This window comes from Mesorhizobium sp. M2A.F.Ca.ET.042.01.1.1, assembly GCF_003997405.1.
Classification (GTDB): Bacteria; Pseudomonadota; Alphaproteobacteria; order Rhizobiales; family Rhizobiaceae; genus Mesorhizobium.
The window spans coordinates 23,310-41,266 of record NZ_RZRX01000021.1 but is presented as its reverse complement, the minus strand read 5'-3'; the positions used below and the strand labels follow the sequence as shown (position 1 = coordinate 41,266).

Genomic DNA, 17,957 nt, shown 5'->3' with positions numbered 1-17,957 from the left:
GGCGTGCTCGTGCCGCGTGTCTCGACCGCAGAGCAGGCCGCATTTGCCGTGAAGGCCTCGCGCTATCCGCCGCGGGGCGAGCGCGGCGTCGGCCCCGGACGCGCTGCCGGCTATGGCTATCGCATTCCCGAATATCTTGCCGCCGCCAATGACCGGATCGTCGTCGCGGTCCAGGTTGAGACGGCGGAAGGTCTCGCCAACATCGAGGCAATCGCCGCCGTCGACGGCGTCGACCTGATCTTCGTCGGCCCAGGCGATCTCTCCGTGTCGATCGACGCGATCGGGCCTGCCGGCACGGAGAAGCTCAATACGGCAATCAAGAGCATCATCGGCGCAGCGCTCGCTCATGGCAGGACCGCCGGCATATTCTGCGCCAGCCCGCAGAATGTCGGCCGATGGGGCGCCCTCGGCGCGAGCTTCTTCATGCTGGCCAGCGACACGATGTTCCTTGGCGCCGGCGCGGCGGCCAATTTTGCCGCGGCGCGCGACGAGCTGGCGTAAAACGGACGCGACCCGCATCCGTTGGGCAGCAGGGGCGCCAAATTTTTTAAGCTTAAAACTTTTACCTTGAAAAGCGCGGCACTTTGGATAGCATCCTGATGGCGGCTGCCGCGGCAGAGCGGTTTTCCTGTCGGTCCGTCGTCGCCCGGGTGGAAGGGGTTTCAGTCCTTGTCGTTTGTGTTGCCCCAGTCGTCGTCCAGCGCGCGCTATGCCTTCGATGGCGTGCGCGCCCAGATCCGCGACCTGCACACGGAAAACATCGCCAACCTCGCGGTCCGCGCGCGCGAACTCGGCGATGTCATCGCGCTCTGGTACGGCGAAGGCGACGTGGTGACGCCGGCCTTCATCCGCGACGCGGCAAAGGCGGCCTTCGACGAAGGCCTGACCTTCTACGTCCCCAACATGCGCGGGCATGGCCCGCTGAATGAAGCGCTGTCGGAATACCAGACGCGCATCCATGGCCGCCCGATCCCGATCGCACGCACCACGGTCACGCCGGGCGGCATGCAGGCGCTCTATCTTGCCCTGGAGCTGCTGGTCGATACCGGCACCAATGTCGTCTATGTCGCGCCGCAATGGCCCAACATCCACAACGCCATCCACCTGATCGGCGGCGAGCCGCGACCGTTCTCCCTCGACTTCAAGGGCGACTGGCAACTCGACCTCGACCGGCTATTTTCGACCTGCGACGCGCGCACCCGCGCGATCTTCCTGTCGACGCCATCGAATCCGACCGGCTGGACCGCGTCGAGCGAGGAGATGCAGGCGCTGCTGGACTTCAGCCGGCGCACCGGCATCTGGATCATTTCGGACGAGGTCTATGGCCGGCTCTATTTCGAAGGCGACGTCGCGCCCTCGATCCTGCAGATCGCCGAAGACGGCGACCGGGTGCTGTCGGTCAACAGTTTTTCGAAAGCCTGGGCGATGACCGGCTGGCGCATAGGCTGGCTGACGCATCCGTCGGGCGTTGCCGACCAGCTCGGCGCCATGACGCAGTACGTCAACAGCGGCACCGCGGCGCCAATCCAGGCCGGCGCCGTGGCGGCGATCCGCCAGGGCGAGCCGCTGGTCGAAGACATCAGGCAACGGATCAGGACCGGGCTCGACCTCGCCTATGACCGGCTGGCCCAGATCCCCGGCGTCATCCTGCCGACCAAGCCACACGGCGGCATGTACGCATTCTTCGCCATGGAAGGCGAAGCCGATGCGCGGCAGGTCTGCGCCAGGATCCTGGAGACGGCGCGCGTCGGGCTGGCGCCCGGTCACCTGTTTGGAAATTCGGCGGCGGCATTCCTGCGCATGTGTGTGTGCCGCGACAGCGGTCAGATAGAAACGGCGCTCGAGCGCATGGTCGCCGCCATGAATTGACGCCCCGCTGGGAGGCGGGACGGCAACAAACCGTGCGGGGCGAGCCCCGCCCGATCGACAACAGAGGGAAGACCCAGAGGGAAAACCAATGAGCTTTACGCGTCGCAATCTGCTTGTTCTGGCCGCCGCCATCGGCATCGCCGCCGGCCCCGCCACCGCCTATGCCGCCGATGTGCTCAATGTAGGCGCCTACCCGACCAATCCGCCTTTCGAATACAAGAACGAGAGCGGCACTTTCGAGGGCTTCGAGGTCGACATCGTCAACGAAGCGGCCAAGCGTATCGGCATGACCACCGATATCGCCGATCTCGGCTTCCAGGCGCTGTTCGCGGCTGTCAGTTCCAACCGCATCGATGTCGCAATCTCGTCGATCACTATCACACCGGAGCGGTTGAAAACGCTCTCCTTCACCCAGCCCTACTATGATTCCGACATGGGCATCGCCACCAAGACCGACAGCGCGATCAGCAAGGAAGCCGACCTCAAGGGCAAGGTCGTCGGCGTGCTCTCCGGCTCGACCGGCGAGACCTGGGTCAAGGATCATCAGGCAGCCGACGGCTTCAGCGACGTGAAGGGTTACGACACGCAGCAGAACCTGTTGCTCGACCTCAGCGCCGGCCGCGTCGATGCCGCCGTCAGCGACATCCCCGGCATGCAGTATTCGTTCCAGAAGATGAAGGACCTCGTCGTCAAGGAACGTATCAAGACTGGCGAGCAGTACGGCTTGATGATGAGCAAGGACCATCCGCTGCTTGGCAAGCTCAACGACGCGCTGACGGCGATGAAGAAGGACGGCACGCTGGCCGCGATCCACAAGAAGTGGTTCGGCACCGACGCGCCGGCGGATTCCTCGACCGTCAAGGAAATGCCGCTGCCCAAGGCCTGAGCTGCCAGCGGCAAAACGAGCGACGTGCCGGCTCCAAAGGCCGGCACGTCTTGTTTGACGCGTGACGTCCCCGGACCGCCATGCTTTCGGCTAATCCGATTTGGGTAGCCCGGGTCCTGTCAGACATCGCATGACGTAACACGGTCCGGGAATGCTCCCATGTCGCTGATCGACACTTTCTTCAATCCCGACGTCATTGCGTCGAGTTTGCCGGCGCTGCTGCGCGGCTTCCTCAACACGCTGCTGCTGGGGATCATGAGCATCGTCATCGGCATCGCGGTGGGGCTGGCGATCAGCCTGGTGCGGCTCTATGCGCCGAAGCCGCTGCGGTGGCTCGCCATCGGCTATACCGACGTCTTCCGCGCCCTGCCGGTGCTGGTGGTGCTGATCCTCATCTATTACGCCCTGCCCTTCCTCGGCATCCGTCTGTCGTCCTGGGCATCGGCGGTGACCGCATTCGCCATCATCATGTCGGCCTATTCGGCCGAGGTTTTCCGCTCCGGCATCGAGAGCATCCCGAAGGGCCAGTTCGAGGCGGCGCAGGCGCTCGGCCTGCCCTTCATGCTCACCCTACGCAAGGTGGTGCTGCCGCAGGCGATCCGTGTCGTCATCCCGCCGATGACCAGCAACTGCGTCTCGATGTTCAAGGATACCTCGCTCGCCTCGACGGTGGCGCTGCCGGAACTTCTGAAGGAAGCAACCAACGCGCAATCGCTCTACGCCAATCCCTCGCCGCTGATCGGCGCCGCGTTGGTCTACCTCATCTTCCTCTGGCCGATGGTGCGCCTCGTCAGCCTGCTTGAGCGCCGCTTCAAGGACGAGAAAGCGCGCTGACCGCCATCGATACCCATCCCCGCCCAAGTCCCTCGCAGGAGCCTGCCCCGTGAACAAGCATCAGACCGACAGCACCAGCGCCGCCTTCCCGGTCGAAAAGATCCGCGCCATGTTTCCCGCCTTGCAGCGGGCCGGCGATTTCATCTTCATGGATAATGCCGCGGGCGCCCAGATCCCGCAAAGCGTGCTCGACGCGGTGACCAACCATCTGGTGGCGCACAATGTGCAGCGCGGCGGCCGCTATGGCCGCAGCGTCACCGTCGACCAGTCGGTCGCGACGGCGCGCGAGAGCGTCGCGCTCCTGATCAACGCCTACAGCCCGTCCGAAATCTGCTTCGGCATGAACGCGACCTCGTTCATCCGCCTGGTCAGCCTCGGCATCGGCCAGATGCTCGCCAAGGACGCGGATGGGGGACGCGACGAGATCATCGTCACCGACATGGATCACGACGCCAATATCGCCACCTGGCTGGCGCTGGAGCCGGCCGGCGCGAAGTTGAAATGGTGGCGCATGCGCGAGGACGGCAACCTCCATGTCGACGATCTCAAGCCGCTGGTGTCGGAGCGCACCCGTCTCGTCGCCTGCACGGTGACGGCGCATTCGATCGGCTCGATCGTCGATGTCGCCTCGGTGGCCAGGATCGCACATGCGGCAGGCGCCGAAGTGTTCCTGGACTGCGTGCATTACGGCCCGCACGGGCTGATTGACGTGCAGGCCTGGGACTGCGACTATCTCGTCTGCTCCGGCTACAAGAATTTCTCGCCGCATATGGGCTTCCTGTGGGGCCGCTTCGACACGCTGAAGCGGCTGCCGACCTTCCGCGAGGATTTCATTCCGGACGAACCGCCCTACAAGGTCGAGGCCGGCACCTTCATCTACGAGAACGTCTCGGGCATGGACGCGGCGGTGCGCTACCTGGAATCGGTGGGCCGCAATTTCCTGCCCGAGAACAACCGCTCACGCCGCTACAACATCGTCGCCGGCATGAGCGCCATCCGCGACTACGAGCTGATGCTGGCCAGCGAGATGATGAAGGTGCTGAAGGATTGCGGCGCCACCATCTACGGCGTCGCCGACGAGGCACGCATTACCGAGCGCGTGCCGACCTTCTGCTTCAATATTGGCAAGCTTTCGCCGCAGCGGATCGTCGAGGAGATGGCGGCCCTGCAGATCGGCATCCGCGACGGCCACATGTATGCGCCGCGGCTGATGAAGCGGCTCAACCTGTCGATGGACAGCGGCGCGATCCGCGCCTCGCTGGTGCACTACAACACGGTCGAGGAAGTGCACAAATTTGGCGAGGCGCTGCGGGCGATCATCGCGAAGCTGTCGTGATGCCGACCACCTCCGCGTCGTCATCCACGGGCGAAGCAAGGAGCGAAGCGACGCGCGCAGACCCGAGGATCCGTTCCGTGACGTGAGAGCGCCGCTCACGATGCAGAAATTCTGCCCCGCTGCGCTGACCATTTAGGTAACGGCATGGATCCTAGGGTCTACGCGACGCTTTGCGTCGCTCCGCCCTAGGATGACGACCTCTGGGGTCACCGCCCTCTGGGACAGCGACCTGTGGCCTAGGCCGCCTTCTTCGCAAGCCTCGCCTTGATGCTGGCGATGTCGGCGCGCGGCGTCGCGGCGAACAGCGTCTTGGTGTAGGCGTGCCTGGGGTTGGAGAAGACCTCGTCGCGCGGACCGTATTCGACCGCTTCTCCGAAATACATCACCATCACATCGTCGGCGATGTAGCGCACCACCGAGAGGTCGTGGCTGATGAAGACGTAGGTCAGCTGGAACTCGTCCTGCAGGTCGGCGAGCAGGTTGAGCACCTGCGCCTGCACGGAAAGGTCGAGAGCCGAGACCGGTTCGTCGAGCACCAGCAGGCTCGGGTTCAGCATCAGCGCGCGGGCAATGGCAATGCGCTGGCGCTGGCCGCCCGAGAACATGTGCGGGTAGCGGTTGTAATGCTCAGGTCCCAGGCCGACCTTCTTCAGCATCTTCATGGCGAGGTCGCGGCGTTCCTCGGCCGGCTTGTCGGTGTTGATCAAGAGCGGCTCGCCGAGCACGTCGCCGATCTTCTGGCGCGGGTTGAGGGAGCCGTAAGGGTTCTGGAACACGATCTGCACCTTGCGGCGCATTTCCCTTGTGAGCCCGTCCCTGGCAATGTCGACCTTGTTGCCGTCGATGAACAGCTCGCCTGACGTTGCCGGATCGATGAGGGTGATGATGCGGGCGAGCGTGGACTTGCCGCAACCGGACTCGCCGACGATCGCCAGCGTCTTGCCTTTCTCGACGCTGAAAGACACGCCCTTCACCGCATGCACGGTGCGCGCGCCGCGGAACAGGCCGCCGCCGACATGATAGTCGCGCTTGATGTCCTTGCCTTCAACGACCTTGGTCATGCGCCGGCTCCTGAAGGCGCGGCCTCGAACAGCATGTCCGTGACCGTCGGTAGCCGGTCGCCGACGGCGTTTTCCGGCAGCGCCGAAAGCAGCGCGCGCGTGTAGTTGCTCTTCGGCGATTCAAACAGCGACAGCACGTCGGCCTCTTCCATCTTGCGGCCCTTGTACTGGACGATGACGCGGTCGGCGGTCTCGGCCACCACGCCCATATTGTGAGTGATCATGATCAAGCCCATGCCGTATTTGGCCTGCAGCGAGACCAGCAGATCGAGGATCTGCTTCTGGATCGTGACGTCGAGCGCGGTGGTCGGCTCGTCGGCGATCAAGAGCTTCGGATTGCAGGCGATCGCCATCGCGATCATGACGCGCTGGCACTGGCCGCCCGACATCTGATGCGGGAAGGAGTTCAGCCGGTCGGCGGGATCCGGAATGCCGACCTGCTTGAAGAGCTCGATGGCGCGCGCGCGGCGCTGGGCCTTGTCCATGCCCATATGGAAGCGCAGCACTTCCTCGATCTGGAAGCCGACGGTGAAGCAGGGGTTGAGGCTGGCGATTGGCTCCTGGAAGATCATGGCGATGTCCTTGCCGATGATCTTGCGGCGGTCGGCCGGGCTGATCTTCAACAGGTCGCGGCCGTTGAAGGTCATGCGGTCGGCGGTGACGGCGGCCGTCCATGGCAAGAGCCCCATCACGGCCAGCATCGACACCGACTTGCCGGAACCGGATTCGCCGACGATGGCGAGCACCTCGCGCTCGTCGACATGGAGCGAGACGCCGTCGACGGCACGGAACGGGCCGGACGCGGTCTGGAATTCGACGACGAGGTTCTGGATGTCGAGCAGCGCCATCACGACCTCCTGAGCTTGGGATCGAGGGCGTCGCGCAGGCCGTCGCCGATCAGGTTGATGGCAAGCACGGTGATGAGGATGGCGAGACCCGGGAACGTCACCACCCACCAGGCGCGCAGGATGAACTCGCGTGCCGAGGCGAGCATGGTGCCCCATTCCGGCGTCGGCGGCTGGGCGCCCAGACCGAGGAAGCCGAGCGCGGCCGCTTCAAGGATGGCGTTGGAGAAGGATAGCGTGCCCTGGACGATCAGCGGCGCCAGGCAGTTGGGCAGGATGGTGGCGAGCATCAGCCTGAGATGGCCGGCGCCGGCGACCTTCGCCGCCACGACATATTCTCGGCTCTTCTCGGCCATCACGGCGGCGCGCACCAGGCGAGCGAAATGCGGCTGCAGGACAAGCGCGATCGCCAGCATTGCGTTGAACAGGCCGGGCCCGAGGATCGTCACCAGCACCAGCGCCAGCAGCAGCGACGGGAAGGCCAGGATCAGGTCCATGACGCGCATGATCGCGACGTCGACCCAGCCGCGGAAATAGCCGGCCAGCAGGCCGAGCGTAATGCCGCCGGTGAGCGCCAGCGTGACCACCACCGCGCCGATCAGCAGCGAGAAGCGTGCGCCATAGAGCAGGCGCGAGAGGATGTCGCGGCCGACCGGGTCGGTGCCGAGCAGATATTGCGTCGAGCCGCCCTCCTGCCATGCCGGCGGCCGCAGGAACGCGGTCTTGTCCTGGATGTCTGGCGCGTAGGGCGCGAGCAGCGGCGCGAACAGCGCGGCCAGCACCAGCAGGATGAAGACGAACAGGCCGATGACCGCGCCGCGGTTCACCGAGAAATAGTGCCAGAAGGTCTTGAGGCCGGTGAGGCGGTCCGGACTTCCGGCGGCCATAGGGGCGATTTCGGTCTGGGTCATTTATGCCGCCCTGATGCGCGGGTTGATGACGGCGTAAAGCACGTCGACGATGAGGTTCACCGCCATGACGATGAGCGCGATCAAAAGCAGACCCGACTGCACGACGACATAGTCGCGCTTGAAGATGGAATCGACCATCCATTTGCCGATGCCCGGCCAGGCGAAGATGGTCTCGGTGAGGATGGCGCCGGCGAGCAGCGTGCCGACCTGCAGGCCGATGGTGGTGACGACCGGGATCAACGCGTTGCGCAGCGCATGCACGCCGATGACGCGCGCCCCCGACAGGCCTTTGGCGCGCGCGGTGCGGACATAGTCCTCGCCCAGCACCTCGAGCATCGCCGAGCGCGTCTGGCGCGCGATCACCGCCAGCGGAATGGTGCCGAGCACGATCGCAGGCAGGACGAGATGGCTAAGCGCGGAACGGAAAGCGTCCCATTTGCCGTGGAGCAGGCTGTCGATGGTCATGAAGCCGGTGATCGGCTTGAAGAAGAACTGCAGGCCGATGCGGCCCGAGACCGGCGTCCAGCCGAGATAGCCGGAAAAGAAGATGATCAGCAAAAGCCCCCACCAGAAGATCGGCATCGAATAGCCGACAAGGGCCGTGCCCATCAGCGACTGATCGAACCATGAGCCGCGCTTGACGGCGGCGAAGATGCCGGCGGGGATGCCGATCACCATGGCGAAGATCATGGCGAAGAAGGATAGTTCCAGCGTCGCCGGGAAGAGGGTCTTGAACTCCTCGAGAACCGGCCGCTTGGACGAAATGGAGACGCCGAAATCGCCGGTGGCGACCTCACCGACATAGCGCGCGTACTGCTCCCAGATCGGCAGATTGTAGCCGAATTGCTGCTTGAGCTCTTCGTAGCGGGCGGGTGCGACGCCATGCTCGCCGGCCATGGCCAGGATCGGGTCGCCCGGCAGCAGGCGCACGAACGCGAAGGCGCAGATGGTGATGCCGATCAAAGTCGGGATCAGGAGGGCGATTTTGTTGAGAAGATATCGGAGCATCGTCAAATGGAGCGGGGCGGCGCTGGAATTAGCGCCGCCCCGTTCGCAATATTATTCGGCCTTGTCAACGCCGTCGAAGCGGTGAATGCCGAGCGGGTCCATCTTGAAGCCGCTGACATTGTTGCGAACGACCGCGTAGACCTGGCTGTGAGCCAGCAGGAAAGCCGGAGCCTGCTTGGCGAAGATCACCTGCGCCTGCTCATAGAGCTTGGTGCGCTCGGCTTGGTCGCTGGTCTTCTTGGCCTTCTGGATCAGGTCCTCGAAGTCCTTGTCGCACCAGCTGGAGTAGTTCGAGACGCCGATGGCGGAGCAGGCGAAGAGAGTGGCGAAGAAGTTGTCCGGATCGCCATTGTCGCCGGTCCAGCCGATCTGGAAGGCGCCCGGACGGTCCTTCTTCTTGCCTTCCTCGCGATACTTCGTCCATTCGTAGTTGACGATGGTCGCCTTGACGCCGACCTTGGCCCAGTCGGCCTGGATCAGCTCGGCGGCTCGCTGGAAGTTCGGGTTATACGGACGAACGCGGTCGGAAGCCCAAAGCTGGATTTCCTTCAAGCCGGCAGCCTCAAGCACCTTCTTGGCGGCGTCTGGATCATAGGAATCGAACTTCACATCCTTGTTCCACGACCACATCGTCGGCGGGATCAGGTTCTGCGCGGGCGTAGCGCCAGCATCCTGGAACAGCGACTTGATGAGCGCCTCCCGGTCGATCGCCTGGTTGAGCGCGTGGCGCACTTCCGGCTTGTCGAGCGGCGGGATCGTGGTGTTGTAGCTCATATAGCCGATGTTGAGGCCGGCCTGGTCGAGCAGGGTGACGTCCTTGTTGGCCTTGATGGTGGCGAGGTCGGCCGGGTTCGGATACGGAGCCACGTCGCACTCGCCGGCCAGCACCTTCTGGATACGGGCGGTCGCGTCAGGCGTGATGGCGAAGACCAGATCGTCGATCTTTTCCTTGCCCTTGAAATAGTCCGGATTGGCCGCATAGCGGATGACGGCGTCGAGCTGGTAGTCGACGAACTGGAACGGACCGGTGCCGATCGGCTTGGTCGAGAAGTCGGCCATCTTGCCGTCCTTCTCGAGCTGGTCGGCATATTCCTTCGACACGATCGAGGCGAAGTCCATGCCGAGATTGGCCAGCATCGGCGCGTTCGGCTCGGTCAGCGTCAGCTTGACGGTGAGGTCGTCGACCTTCTCCCACTTGGCGACGTATTTCGGCATGTCCATGCCGGTGTAATAGTCCCAGGTGAGGTTCGGCAGATACTTGTCGCCGTTCCACGGATTCTGCTTGTTGAACTGGCGATCGAAGGAGAAGACGACGTCATCGGCGTTGAGGTCGCGCGTCGGCTTGAAATAATCGGTGGTCTGGAACTTCACGCCCGGATGCAGATGGAACGTGTAGACAAGGCCGTCGTCGGAGATCTCCCATTTGTCGGCAAGACCCGGCTCGATCTCCGTGCCGCCATGCTTGAACTCGACCAGTCGCGAATAGACCGTGCGCGACGAAGCGTCGAAGTCGTTGCCGCCGGTCGTCGTGCCGGGATCGAAATTGGCCGGCGACGCCTCCGAGCAATAAACGAGCGTCTTGGCACTGGCCATGCCGCTGAGGACGCTTGCAGCCAGCAACGCGGCTGCAAAAGTCATTGTCTTTTTCATTGAGCACTCCCTGATGTTCTCTCAAGCCCCTCTATCAGGCTCGCGAAGGGCGCATATAAGCACCGTTTCTTCGCCTTTGGAACACCTCGTGTGCGTACCCCATGGGAAGCAGGAAAAGAATCTAGATTATGCTCCAACAATAGAAAAAATGAGCATTCTTTTCCGCTCACAACATTATTAACGACGGCATTTTTTTATTGATCGGCTGTCTTGGGGAACGAGCCGGTGAGGCCGCGCCGCCGGACGTCCGCCTGCCCTCCAGGCATGACGCGGGAGGCCGTCGAGGAGTGGATTTCGACGGCAAATCTTTCCCCGCCCTGCCGCTGGGGCAAGGCTTGCACGGTCGCGGATAGAGGCAATACATAGATGGTGGGCGGGATTTCCCGGAAAATCCGAACCGGCGTGGAGGACGCTTCTTGCGGAAGCGGGCGCCCATATCGAAGGCGACAGGGAGAGACAGGTGGCAAAAGCAGCCAAGACGACAGGCCCGGCGAAAGCAAAAGCCAAGGCCGCTGAAAGCGATGCGCCCAAGGCTGCCAAGGCTGCCGCCGCGCCGAAGGTGAAGACGGCCGCGAAGGCCGCGCCCGCCAAAGCGGCAAAGCCAACCGCCGCCAAACCCGCAGCGCCAAAGGCCAAGGCGGCGGCCGCGAAAGCAGCGGACACGAAGCCGGCTACCGCCAAATCTGCCTCGAAGGGCTTGCCGAAGGCGATCACCGAACTCACGGTCGGCCTGCCGGAAAAGCCGTGGCTGAAAAGCTATCCAAAGAACATGCCGGCAGAGATCGGCCCCCTGCCCTACAAGTCCATCGGCGAGTTCCTTGTCGGCGCCTGCAAGCAGTTCGCGGGTCGGCCCGCCTTCGTGTGCATGGGCAAGTCGATCACCTATGCGGAGCTCGAGCGGCTGTCGGCCGCGTTCGGCGCCTACCTGCAGGCAAGAGGCCTGGAGAAGGGCGCGCGCGTGGCGCTGATGATGCCGAACGTGCTGCAGTATCCGGTGGCGATGATGGCGGTGCTCCGCGCCGGCTACACGGTGGTGAATATCAACCCGCTCTACACGCCGCGCGAACTGGAACATCAGTTGAAGGATTCCGGCGCGCAGGCGATCGTCATCCTGGAAAACTTCGCCGGCACGCTGCAGGCGGTCATCGCCAGAACACCTGTGAAACATGTCATCGTGGCGTCGATGGGCGACATGCTGGGCGGCCTGAAAGGCGCCATCGTCAACCTCGTCGTGCGGCGGGTGAAGAAGATGGTTCCGGCATGGTCGCTGCCCGGCCACGCCAAGTTCAACGCCGTGCTCAAGACCGGCGCGACCATCGCCTTCAAGCCGCCCACGGTCTCCGGCGACGACGTCGCCTTCCTGCAATATACGGGCGGCACCACCGGCGTCTCGAAGGGCGCCGTGCTGCTGCATCGCAACGTGCTGTCGAACGTCGCGCAGAACTCGCTGTGGGTGGAGGACGCCTATACGGTGAAGCCCAAGCCGGCGCATCAAAACTTCATCTGCGCGCTGCCGCTCTACCATATCTTCGCGCTGACGGTGAACGCGCTGATGGGCATGCAGCAGGGCGCGCAGAACGTGCTGATCCCTAACCCGCGCGACATTCCGGGCTTCGTCAAGGAACTGGCGAAATACCCGATGCACATCTTCCCCGGCCTCAACACGCTGTTCAACGCGCTGCTCAACAATGAGGAGTTCCGCAAGCTGGACTTCAAGCCGCTGATCCTGACGCTGGGCGGCGGCATGGCGGTGCAGAAGGGCGTCGCCGAACGCTGGAAGGCGCTGACCGGCTGCCCGGTGAGCGAAGGCTACGGACTGTCCGAAACCTCGCCGGTGGCCACCGCCAACAAATTCAGCTCCAGCGACTTCACCGGCACGATCGGCCTGCCGCTGCCTTCGACCGAGATCGCCATCCGCGACGACGACGGCAACAACGTGCCGCTGGGCGAGGTGGGCGAGATATGCATCCGCGGCCCGCAGGTGATGGCCGGCTACTGGAACCGGCCCGACGAGACTGCCAAGGTGATGACCAAGGACGACTTCTTCAAATCTGGCGACATGGGCTTCATGGACGAACGCGGCTACACCAAGATCGTCGACCGCAAGAAGGACATGATCCTGGTCTCCGGCTTCAACGTCTACCCCAACGAATTGGAAGAAGTGGTGGCGCACCACCCTGGCGTGCTGGAAGCGGCCGCGATCGGCGTGCCGGACGAGCATTCCGGCGAAGTGCCTAAATTGTTCGTGGTCAAGAAGGATCCGGCGCTGACCGTCGAGGCGCTGATGGCTTATTGCCGCGAGAACCTGACCGGCTACAAGCGGCCGAGATACATCGAGTTCCGCACCGAACTGCCGAAGACGCCGGTCGGCAAGATCCTGCGTCGCGCGCTGCGGGACCAGGCTTGAGCGATAGCACGGCCAGCCTGAGGCGAGAGCCGGCGAAGGCGCTCGATCCGGCGGAGTTCATCAAGGCGAATATGCGGCTGGCGCCGGTATCGGCGCTGCCGGAGATCCGGCTCTATCAGGCGCATCCCGGCAGCGGCCTGCGGCGGCTGCTCGAACCGGATGACGGTGACGAAGGCGGGGCAGAGCCGCAGCCGCCCTACTGGGCCTATGCCTGGGCCGGCGGCGCGGTGCTGGCCCGCTACGTCCTGGACCGCCCGTCGATCGTGGCCGGCAAGCGCGTGCTCGACCTCGGCGCCGGCTCGGGGCTGGTCGGCATCGCGGCGGCGAAAGCCGGCGCGCGCGCGGTGCTCGCGGCGGAGATCGACCGCAACGGCGTGGTGGCGCTCCGCCTCAACGCGGAAGCCAACGGCATCGCCATCGCGATACGCGATGAGGACGTCACCGGCGGCCCGCCGCCGGCGGTAGATCTGGTGCTGGCGGGCGACGTCTTCTACGCGCAGGACGTAGGACAGCGGATTATGCCGTTCCTCGACCGCTGCCTCGCCGCCGGCATCGACGTGCTGGTCGGCGACCCCGGTCGCGCCTGGCTGCCCCGACCGCGGCTTTGCCTGCTCGGCGAATACCAGGTGCCGGATGTCGGCGGAAACGGCGGCGGCGAGCTGAAGCCAAGCGCGGTGTTCGCGCTTGTGGCCGAACCCGGTTAGCCCGCAGGCACGCTCATCCGCGCGGCGAGGAAATCCGGCAGGTCGGCGACCGAGTCCAGGATGACATCGGCTATCGGCGCCAGCGAGTCGCGCGTGCCTGTGCCGGAAAGCACGCCCACCGCCAGGCCGCAGCCGCCGGCGCGCGCCATCTCCAGGTCATGGCGATTGTCGCCGACCATGGCGATCTCGCCCGGCCTCAGCCCGGTCAGATCGCAGAAGGCAATGACGGTGTCCGGCGCCGGCTTCGGGTTGGCCACGGCATCATAGCCGAAGGCGGCGTCGAAGAGCTGCGCGATACCGAGCGTGGCGAGTGTCTTCTCGGCGCCGCTGGTGGAATCATTGGTGGCGACGCCCATGCGGTAGGATCGCGTGTGCAGCGCCCGCAGCGAATCGAGAACGCCGGGAAGCGCCACCGCCATCGACGAGCCCTGCACCGAGGTGATCTCATTGAAGCGGGAAACGGCATGCATCTGGTCCTCTTCGGACAGGCGCGGAAACCACAGTTCGACGACGTCCATGTTCGAGCCGGAGGCAAAGATCGAGTCGGGCTTGAAGCGCTTGCTGACGAAGTCGAAGCCCGCTGCGGCGAGCAGGCGATCGGCCTTCCAGCGATCGCCTTCGGCGGCATCCATCGCCATGAAGTCCGCGACACCGAGCCAGGTTGCATTGAAGTCGACAAGCGTGCCGTCCTTGTCGAACAATATTCCCTTGATATCCGCCAATCCTTTTACTCCTTGCCGCGCAGTTGGTGGATATGAGCCACCAGTCCGGCAGTCGAGGCGTCGCGGTTTGCGGCAGTCTCCTTGCCCTCAACGACAGGCAGCAGGCCCGTCGCCAGTTCCTTGCCGAGCTCGACGCCCCATTGGTCGAAGGAATTGATGTTGAAGAGCGTGCCCTCGACGAAGACGCGATGCTCATAGAGCGCGATGAGCCGGCCCAACGTGCGCGGATCGAGCTTGCGGTAGAGGATGGTGAGAGAGGGGCGGTTGCCCGAAAAGACGCGATGCGGCACGATCCTGTCGACTTCGGCCGGTTTCATGCCCTTGGCCAGCATCTGCGCGCGCGCTTCTTCCAGCGTGCGGCCCTTCATGAAGGCTTCCGACTGCGCCAGGCAGTTGGCGAGCAGGAGATCATGCTGGTGCTTCAGTTCGGGCTCATGGCCGACGGCAGCGGCAAGGAATTCGACGGGGATGAAGTCGGTGCCCTGATGCAGAAGCTGGAAGAAGGCGTGCTGGCCGTTGGTGCCGGGCTCGCCCCAGACCAACGGGCCGGTCGGCGTGGCGACCGCGGTGCCGTCCAGCGTCACGCTCTTGCCGTTCGATTCCATGTCGAGCTGCTGCAGATAGGCCGGCAGGCGCGACAGGCGCTGGTCGTAAGGGATGACGGCGCGGGCCGGATATTTGCAGACGACCCGGTGCCACCAGCCGATCAGCCCCAGCAGCACCGGCAGGTTCTTTTGCATGGGTGCTGAGCGGAAATGTTCGTCCATCTCATGCGCGCCGTCGAGGAAGGCGCGGAAGTTGCGCGGGCCGACGGCGATCATCACCGGCAGGCCGATGGCGCTCCACACTGAGTAGCGCCCGCCGACCCAGTCCCAAAAGCCGAAGACGCGGTCCTGCTCGATGCCGAACTTCGCCACCAGATCGAGGGCGGTCGACACGGCGGCGAAATGCTTGCCGACCGCTTCCTTGCCCAGCGCCTTCTGCAGCCAATCGCGTGCCGTCTCAGCATTCGTCATCGTCTCGACCGTGGTGAAGGTCTTGGAGGCGACAATGAATAAAGTCGTCTCGGCGGACAGGCCCTTCAGCGTGTCGTGGATATGGGCGCCGTCGACATTGGAGACATAATGCGCGCGCGGCCCATCATGGTAGGGCGCCAGCGCCAGCGTCACCATCGCCGGGCCGAGGTCCGACCCGCCGATGCCGATGTTGACGATGTCGGTGATCTTCTTGCCGGTGGCACCTAGCGCCTTGCCGGAGCGGATGGCGTCGGCGAAGGCGCCCATGGCGTCGAGCACGGCAATCACATCGGCCTTGGTGTCCTGGCCGTCGACGATCACGCTCTTTCCGGTCAGGTTGCGCAGCGCGGTGTGCAGAACGGCGCGGTTCTCGGTGATGTTGATCTTCTTGCCTTCGAACATGGCCGCGCGGCGTCCCGCAAGATCGGCGGCGCCGGCGAGCTTCTCCAGCATCGTCATGGTATTTGCGTCGACCGCGCATTTCGACCAGTCGAGGAGAAGGTCGCCGTCGGTGGCCGAGAACGTCTCGAAGCGCTTGGGATCGGCAGCGAAAGCCTCACGCATCGTACCCTTGGCCGCCGCGCGCTGATCACGCAGGGCGGCAAGATGCTTGTCGAAAGATGACTGGTCCACTGGCGGGCTCCTGGCGGTTTTTTAGATTTATCTTAGCAGGCCGGATGTTTCCGGCTCATGTCGTCGCGTGATTTTCGCATCATTCTATTGAGCCGATTTCCATTTCATTCAAGCGCGGCATTGCCGCAGTGCATCACGCTTTTATGATGCACTGCAGCATTGTTTTTACCGATCGCTAAATGAACCGCTTACGCGGCCAATAGATCACTGGCATAAATCCCAGCGATCAGAAAAATTGATTGGCGCAACCCCTTATGCCACCCATACACTCCACTGGTCCAGCCAAGTGAAAACAGCTGGCCATCCGAGGATGATTTCCCATGCCACAGCGCAATGACACGGCCATATGGTCCGGCCTGTTCCGGATTTCGGCCGAATCCGGCCAAACCCTCCAGGCACAGATACGCCAGGCGATCGTCGCGGCCATTCTCGACCGACAGATCGCCGCTTCGATGCCTCTGCCGTCTTGCCGGATTCTCGCGGAAAAACTTGGGGTTGCCCGCGGCACTGTGGTGCTCGCCTTCCAGCAGCTGGTCGACCAGGGCTTCCTGGTGGCGCGCGAGCGGCGCGGCCATTTCGTCAACCCTGACGTGCTGGCCACTCCCGCCAAGCCGCACCAAAAGGCGCCCGACCAGCAGAACGAGATCGACTGGAAGGCGCGCCGGCAGATCGCCGCAAGCGACATGCCGCCGCCCGCCAAGCACGACAACTGGATCAAGTCCTCCTATCCGTTCGTCTACGGCCAGTTCGATCCGGCGCTGTTCCCGACCGCCGAATGGCGCGAGTGCAACCGCATGGCGCTGGCCGTGCTGGAGATCCGCAACTGGGCGTCCGACATGGTGGACCGCGACGATCCGCTGCTGATCGAGCAGATCCAGGCCAGGCTCCTGCCGCGCCGCGGCATCTTTGCCAACCCGGACGAGATCATCGTGACGCTGGGCGCGCAGAACGCGCTCTATATGCTGGCCTCGCTCTTGATGACCAAGGGTTCGAAGGTGGCGATGGAGGATCCAGGCTATCCCGACGCCCGCTCGATTTTCCGGCTGGCCGGCGCCGATATCCAGCCGGTTCCGGTCGACCAGTCGGGCATCGTCACCTCGTCGATTCCCAGCGATTCCGGCTTCGTCTTCGTCACGCCGAGCCACCACTGCCCGACCATGGTGCCGTTGTCGGCGGAACGCCGGCAGGACCTTCTGGCGCGCGCCAACCGCAACAACCAGATCATCATCGAGGACGGCTATGACAGCCAGCTGCTCGACGAGGCGCCGCAGCAGGCGCTGAAGAGCCTCGACCGCTCGGGCCGCGTCATCTATGTCGGCTCGATGTCGAAGACGCTGGCTCCAGGCCTCAGGCTTGGCTACATCGTAGCCTCGGCTGGGCTGATCGCCGAGCTTCGCGCGCTGCGCCGCTTCATGCTCAGGCACCCGCCGGCGAACAACCAGCGCGCTGTCGCGCTGTTCCTGTCGCTCGGCCATCACGAGGCGTTGGTGCGTAGGCTCTCCGCCGCCTTCGACGAGCGGCGCAAGCGGCTGGTCCATGCGATTTCCGCTTTCCTGCCAGAATGGCGCTCGACTGACTCGGCTGGCGGCACATCGCTCTGGCTGGAAGGGCCCCGCGGCACCGATTCGCGCGGCTTGGCCGAAGCCGCCGCTTCGCGCAGCGTCATCATCGAGCCCGGCGACCGGTTCTTCGACCGCAGCGAAAAGCCCTCTCGTTTCATGCGCTTGGGTATCTCCTCGATTTCCCTGCAGCATATCGAGCCCGGCATCCGCGAGCTCGCCACCGCTGCCGGGCGCAGGCCCGCGGCGGCCTGATCCCCACGGACTTTCCAAAAAGAGCCGGCAGCCGCCGGCTCTTTTTGCTTGGGCGCATGCTAAAGCGCGTCGCGATCTTTCAGATTCGCTCCATGCGCTTTAGGTTTTTGATTTTACGCATGTCTTTATCCCGAAACCGGTTCCCACTTTCGGGAGACATGCTTTAGCCGCTTTAGCACTCTGGCATATTCGACGGGATTGCTTGGCTCATAGGCTGTACCAATGCCGGCGGCATAGTCGGGGCCATAAGGGGACGAGGCA

15 protein-coding genes are annotated in these 17,957 nt (G+C 64.0%); 8 read left to right on the top strand and 7 right to left on the bottom strand.

Going from position 1 to position 17,957, the window contains the following annotated elements; translation table 11 throughout:
• From EOA23_RS05515 to EOA23_RS05495, 5 genes are all read left to right on the top strand, one after another.
• Positions 1 to 501 (top strand): aldolase/citrate lyase family protein (locus EOA23_RS05515; RefSeq protein WP_127303162.1); only part of this gene is annotated, 501 nt, incomplete at its 5' end.
• Between the two features lie 177 nt (positions 502 to 678).
• Positions 679 to 1,869: a pyridoxal phosphate-dependent aminotransferase gene (locus tag EOA23_RS05510; protein WP_245474002.1), complete on the top strand. Its 1,191-nt coding sequence runs from the start codon at positions 679 to 681 to the stop codon at positions 1,867 to 1,869.
• An 88-nt stretch (positions 1,870 to 1,957) separates the two neighbouring features.
• The gene (locus EOA23_RS05505; protein WP_042647023.1) at positions 1,958 to 2,755 is read left to right on the top strand and encodes an ABC transporter substrate-binding protein; all 798 of its coding nucleotides are present in this window, start codon (positions 1,958 to 1,960) and stop codon (positions 2,753 to 2,755) included.
• 159 nt (positions 2,756 to 2,914) lie between these two features.
• Entirely contained in the window at positions 2,915 to 3,589 is a 675-nt protein-coding gene (locus EOA23_RS05500) for an amino acid ABC transporter permease (protein WP_127303160.1), read from the top strand.
• A 49-nt stretch (positions 3,590 to 3,638) separates the two neighbouring features.
• Positions 3,639 to 4,925 (top strand): cysteine desulfurase-like protein, encoded by a 1,287-nt coding sequence (locus EOA23_RS05495; protein ID WP_127303159.1) that lies wholly within the window; start codon positions 3,639 to 3,641, stop codon positions 4,923 to 4,925.
• Between the two features lie 236 nt (positions 4,926 to 5,161).
• Here the strand turns inward: EOA23_RS05495 and EOA23_RS05490 are convergent, their stop codons facing one another.
• Genes EOA23_RS05490 through EOA23_RS05470 form a run of 5 tightly spaced genes read right to left on the bottom strand, consistent with a single transcriptional unit; the run spans position 5,162 to position 10,400 of the window.
• Positions 5,162 to 5,986, bottom strand: coding sequence for a dipeptide ABC transporter ATP-binding protein (locus EOA23_RS05490; protein ID WP_127303158.1), 825 nt, complete (start codon positions 5,984 to 5,986; stop codon positions 5,162 to 5,164).
• Positions 5,983 to 6,834, bottom strand: a complete 852-nt coding sequence (locus tag EOA23_RS05485) for an ABC transporter ATP-binding protein (RefSeq protein ID WP_126062930.1) — start codon at positions 6,832 to 6,834, stop codon at positions 5,983 to 5,985. Before EOA23_RS05485 ends, EOA23_RS05490 begins: the two co-directional genes overlap by 4 nt.
• Complete coding sequence (locus EOA23_RS05480; protein ID WP_108703060.1) at positions 6,834 to 7,742, bottom strand: ABC transporter permease subunit; 909 nt, start codon at positions 7,740 to 7,742, stop codon at positions 6,834 to 6,836. Before EOA23_RS05480 ends, EOA23_RS05485 begins: the two co-directional genes overlap by 1 nt.
• A complete protein-coding gene (locus tag EOA23_RS05475; protein ID WP_127303157.1) occupies positions 7,743 to 8,750 on the bottom strand; it encodes an ABC transporter permease subunit in 1,008 nt (335 codons plus the stop codon).
• A gap of 51 nt (positions 8,751 to 8,801) precedes the next feature.
• Entirely contained in the window at positions 8,802 to 10,400 is a 1,599-nt protein-coding gene (locus tag EOA23_RS05470) for an ABC transporter substrate-binding protein (RefSeq protein WP_127303156.1), read from the bottom strand.
• Between the two features lie 460 nt (positions 10,401 to 10,860).
• Between EOA23_RS05470 and EOA23_RS05465 the strand changes: the two genes are divergently transcribed.
• Positions 10,861 to 12,807, top strand: a complete 1,947-nt coding sequence (locus EOA23_RS05465) for a long-chain fatty acid--CoA ligase (RefSeq protein WP_127303155.1) — start codon at positions 10,861 to 10,863, stop codon at positions 12,805 to 12,807.
• Positions 12,808 to 12,878: 71 nt separating this feature from the next.
• Positions 12,879 to 13,511, top strand: a complete 633-nt coding sequence (locus EOA23_RS05460; RefSeq protein WP_127303164.1) for a 50S ribosomal protein L11 methyltransferase — start codon at positions 12,879 to 12,881, stop codon at positions 13,509 to 13,511.
• Here EOA23_RS05460 and EOA23_RS05455 read toward each other — a convergent pair.
• Positions 13,508 to 14,233, bottom strand: coding sequence for an HAD family hydrolase (locus tag EOA23_RS05455; protein WP_127303154.1), 726 nt, complete (start codon positions 14,231 to 14,233; stop codon positions 13,508 to 13,510). The two genes, EOA23_RS05460 and EOA23_RS05455, sit on opposite strands and share 4 nt — an antisense overlap.
• 5 nt (positions 14,234 to 14,238) lie before the next feature.
• Positions 14,239 to 15,846: a glucose-6-phosphate isomerase gene (gene pgi / locus EOA23_RS05450; protein WP_245474000.1), complete on the bottom strand. Its 1,608-nt coding sequence runs from the start codon at positions 15,844 to 15,846 to the stop codon at positions 14,239 to 14,241.
• Between the two features lie 356 nt (positions 15,847 to 16,202).
• Here pgi and EOA23_RS05445 point away from each other — a divergent pair, with 356 nt between their 5' ends.
• Positions 16,203 to 17,696: a PLP-dependent aminotransferase family protein gene (locus EOA23_RS05445; protein ID WP_040986066.1), complete on the top strand. Its 1,494-nt coding sequence runs from the start codon at positions 16,203 to 16,205 to the stop codon at positions 17,694 to 17,696.
• The last annotated feature ends 261 nt before the right edge of the window (positions 17,697 to 17,957 follow it).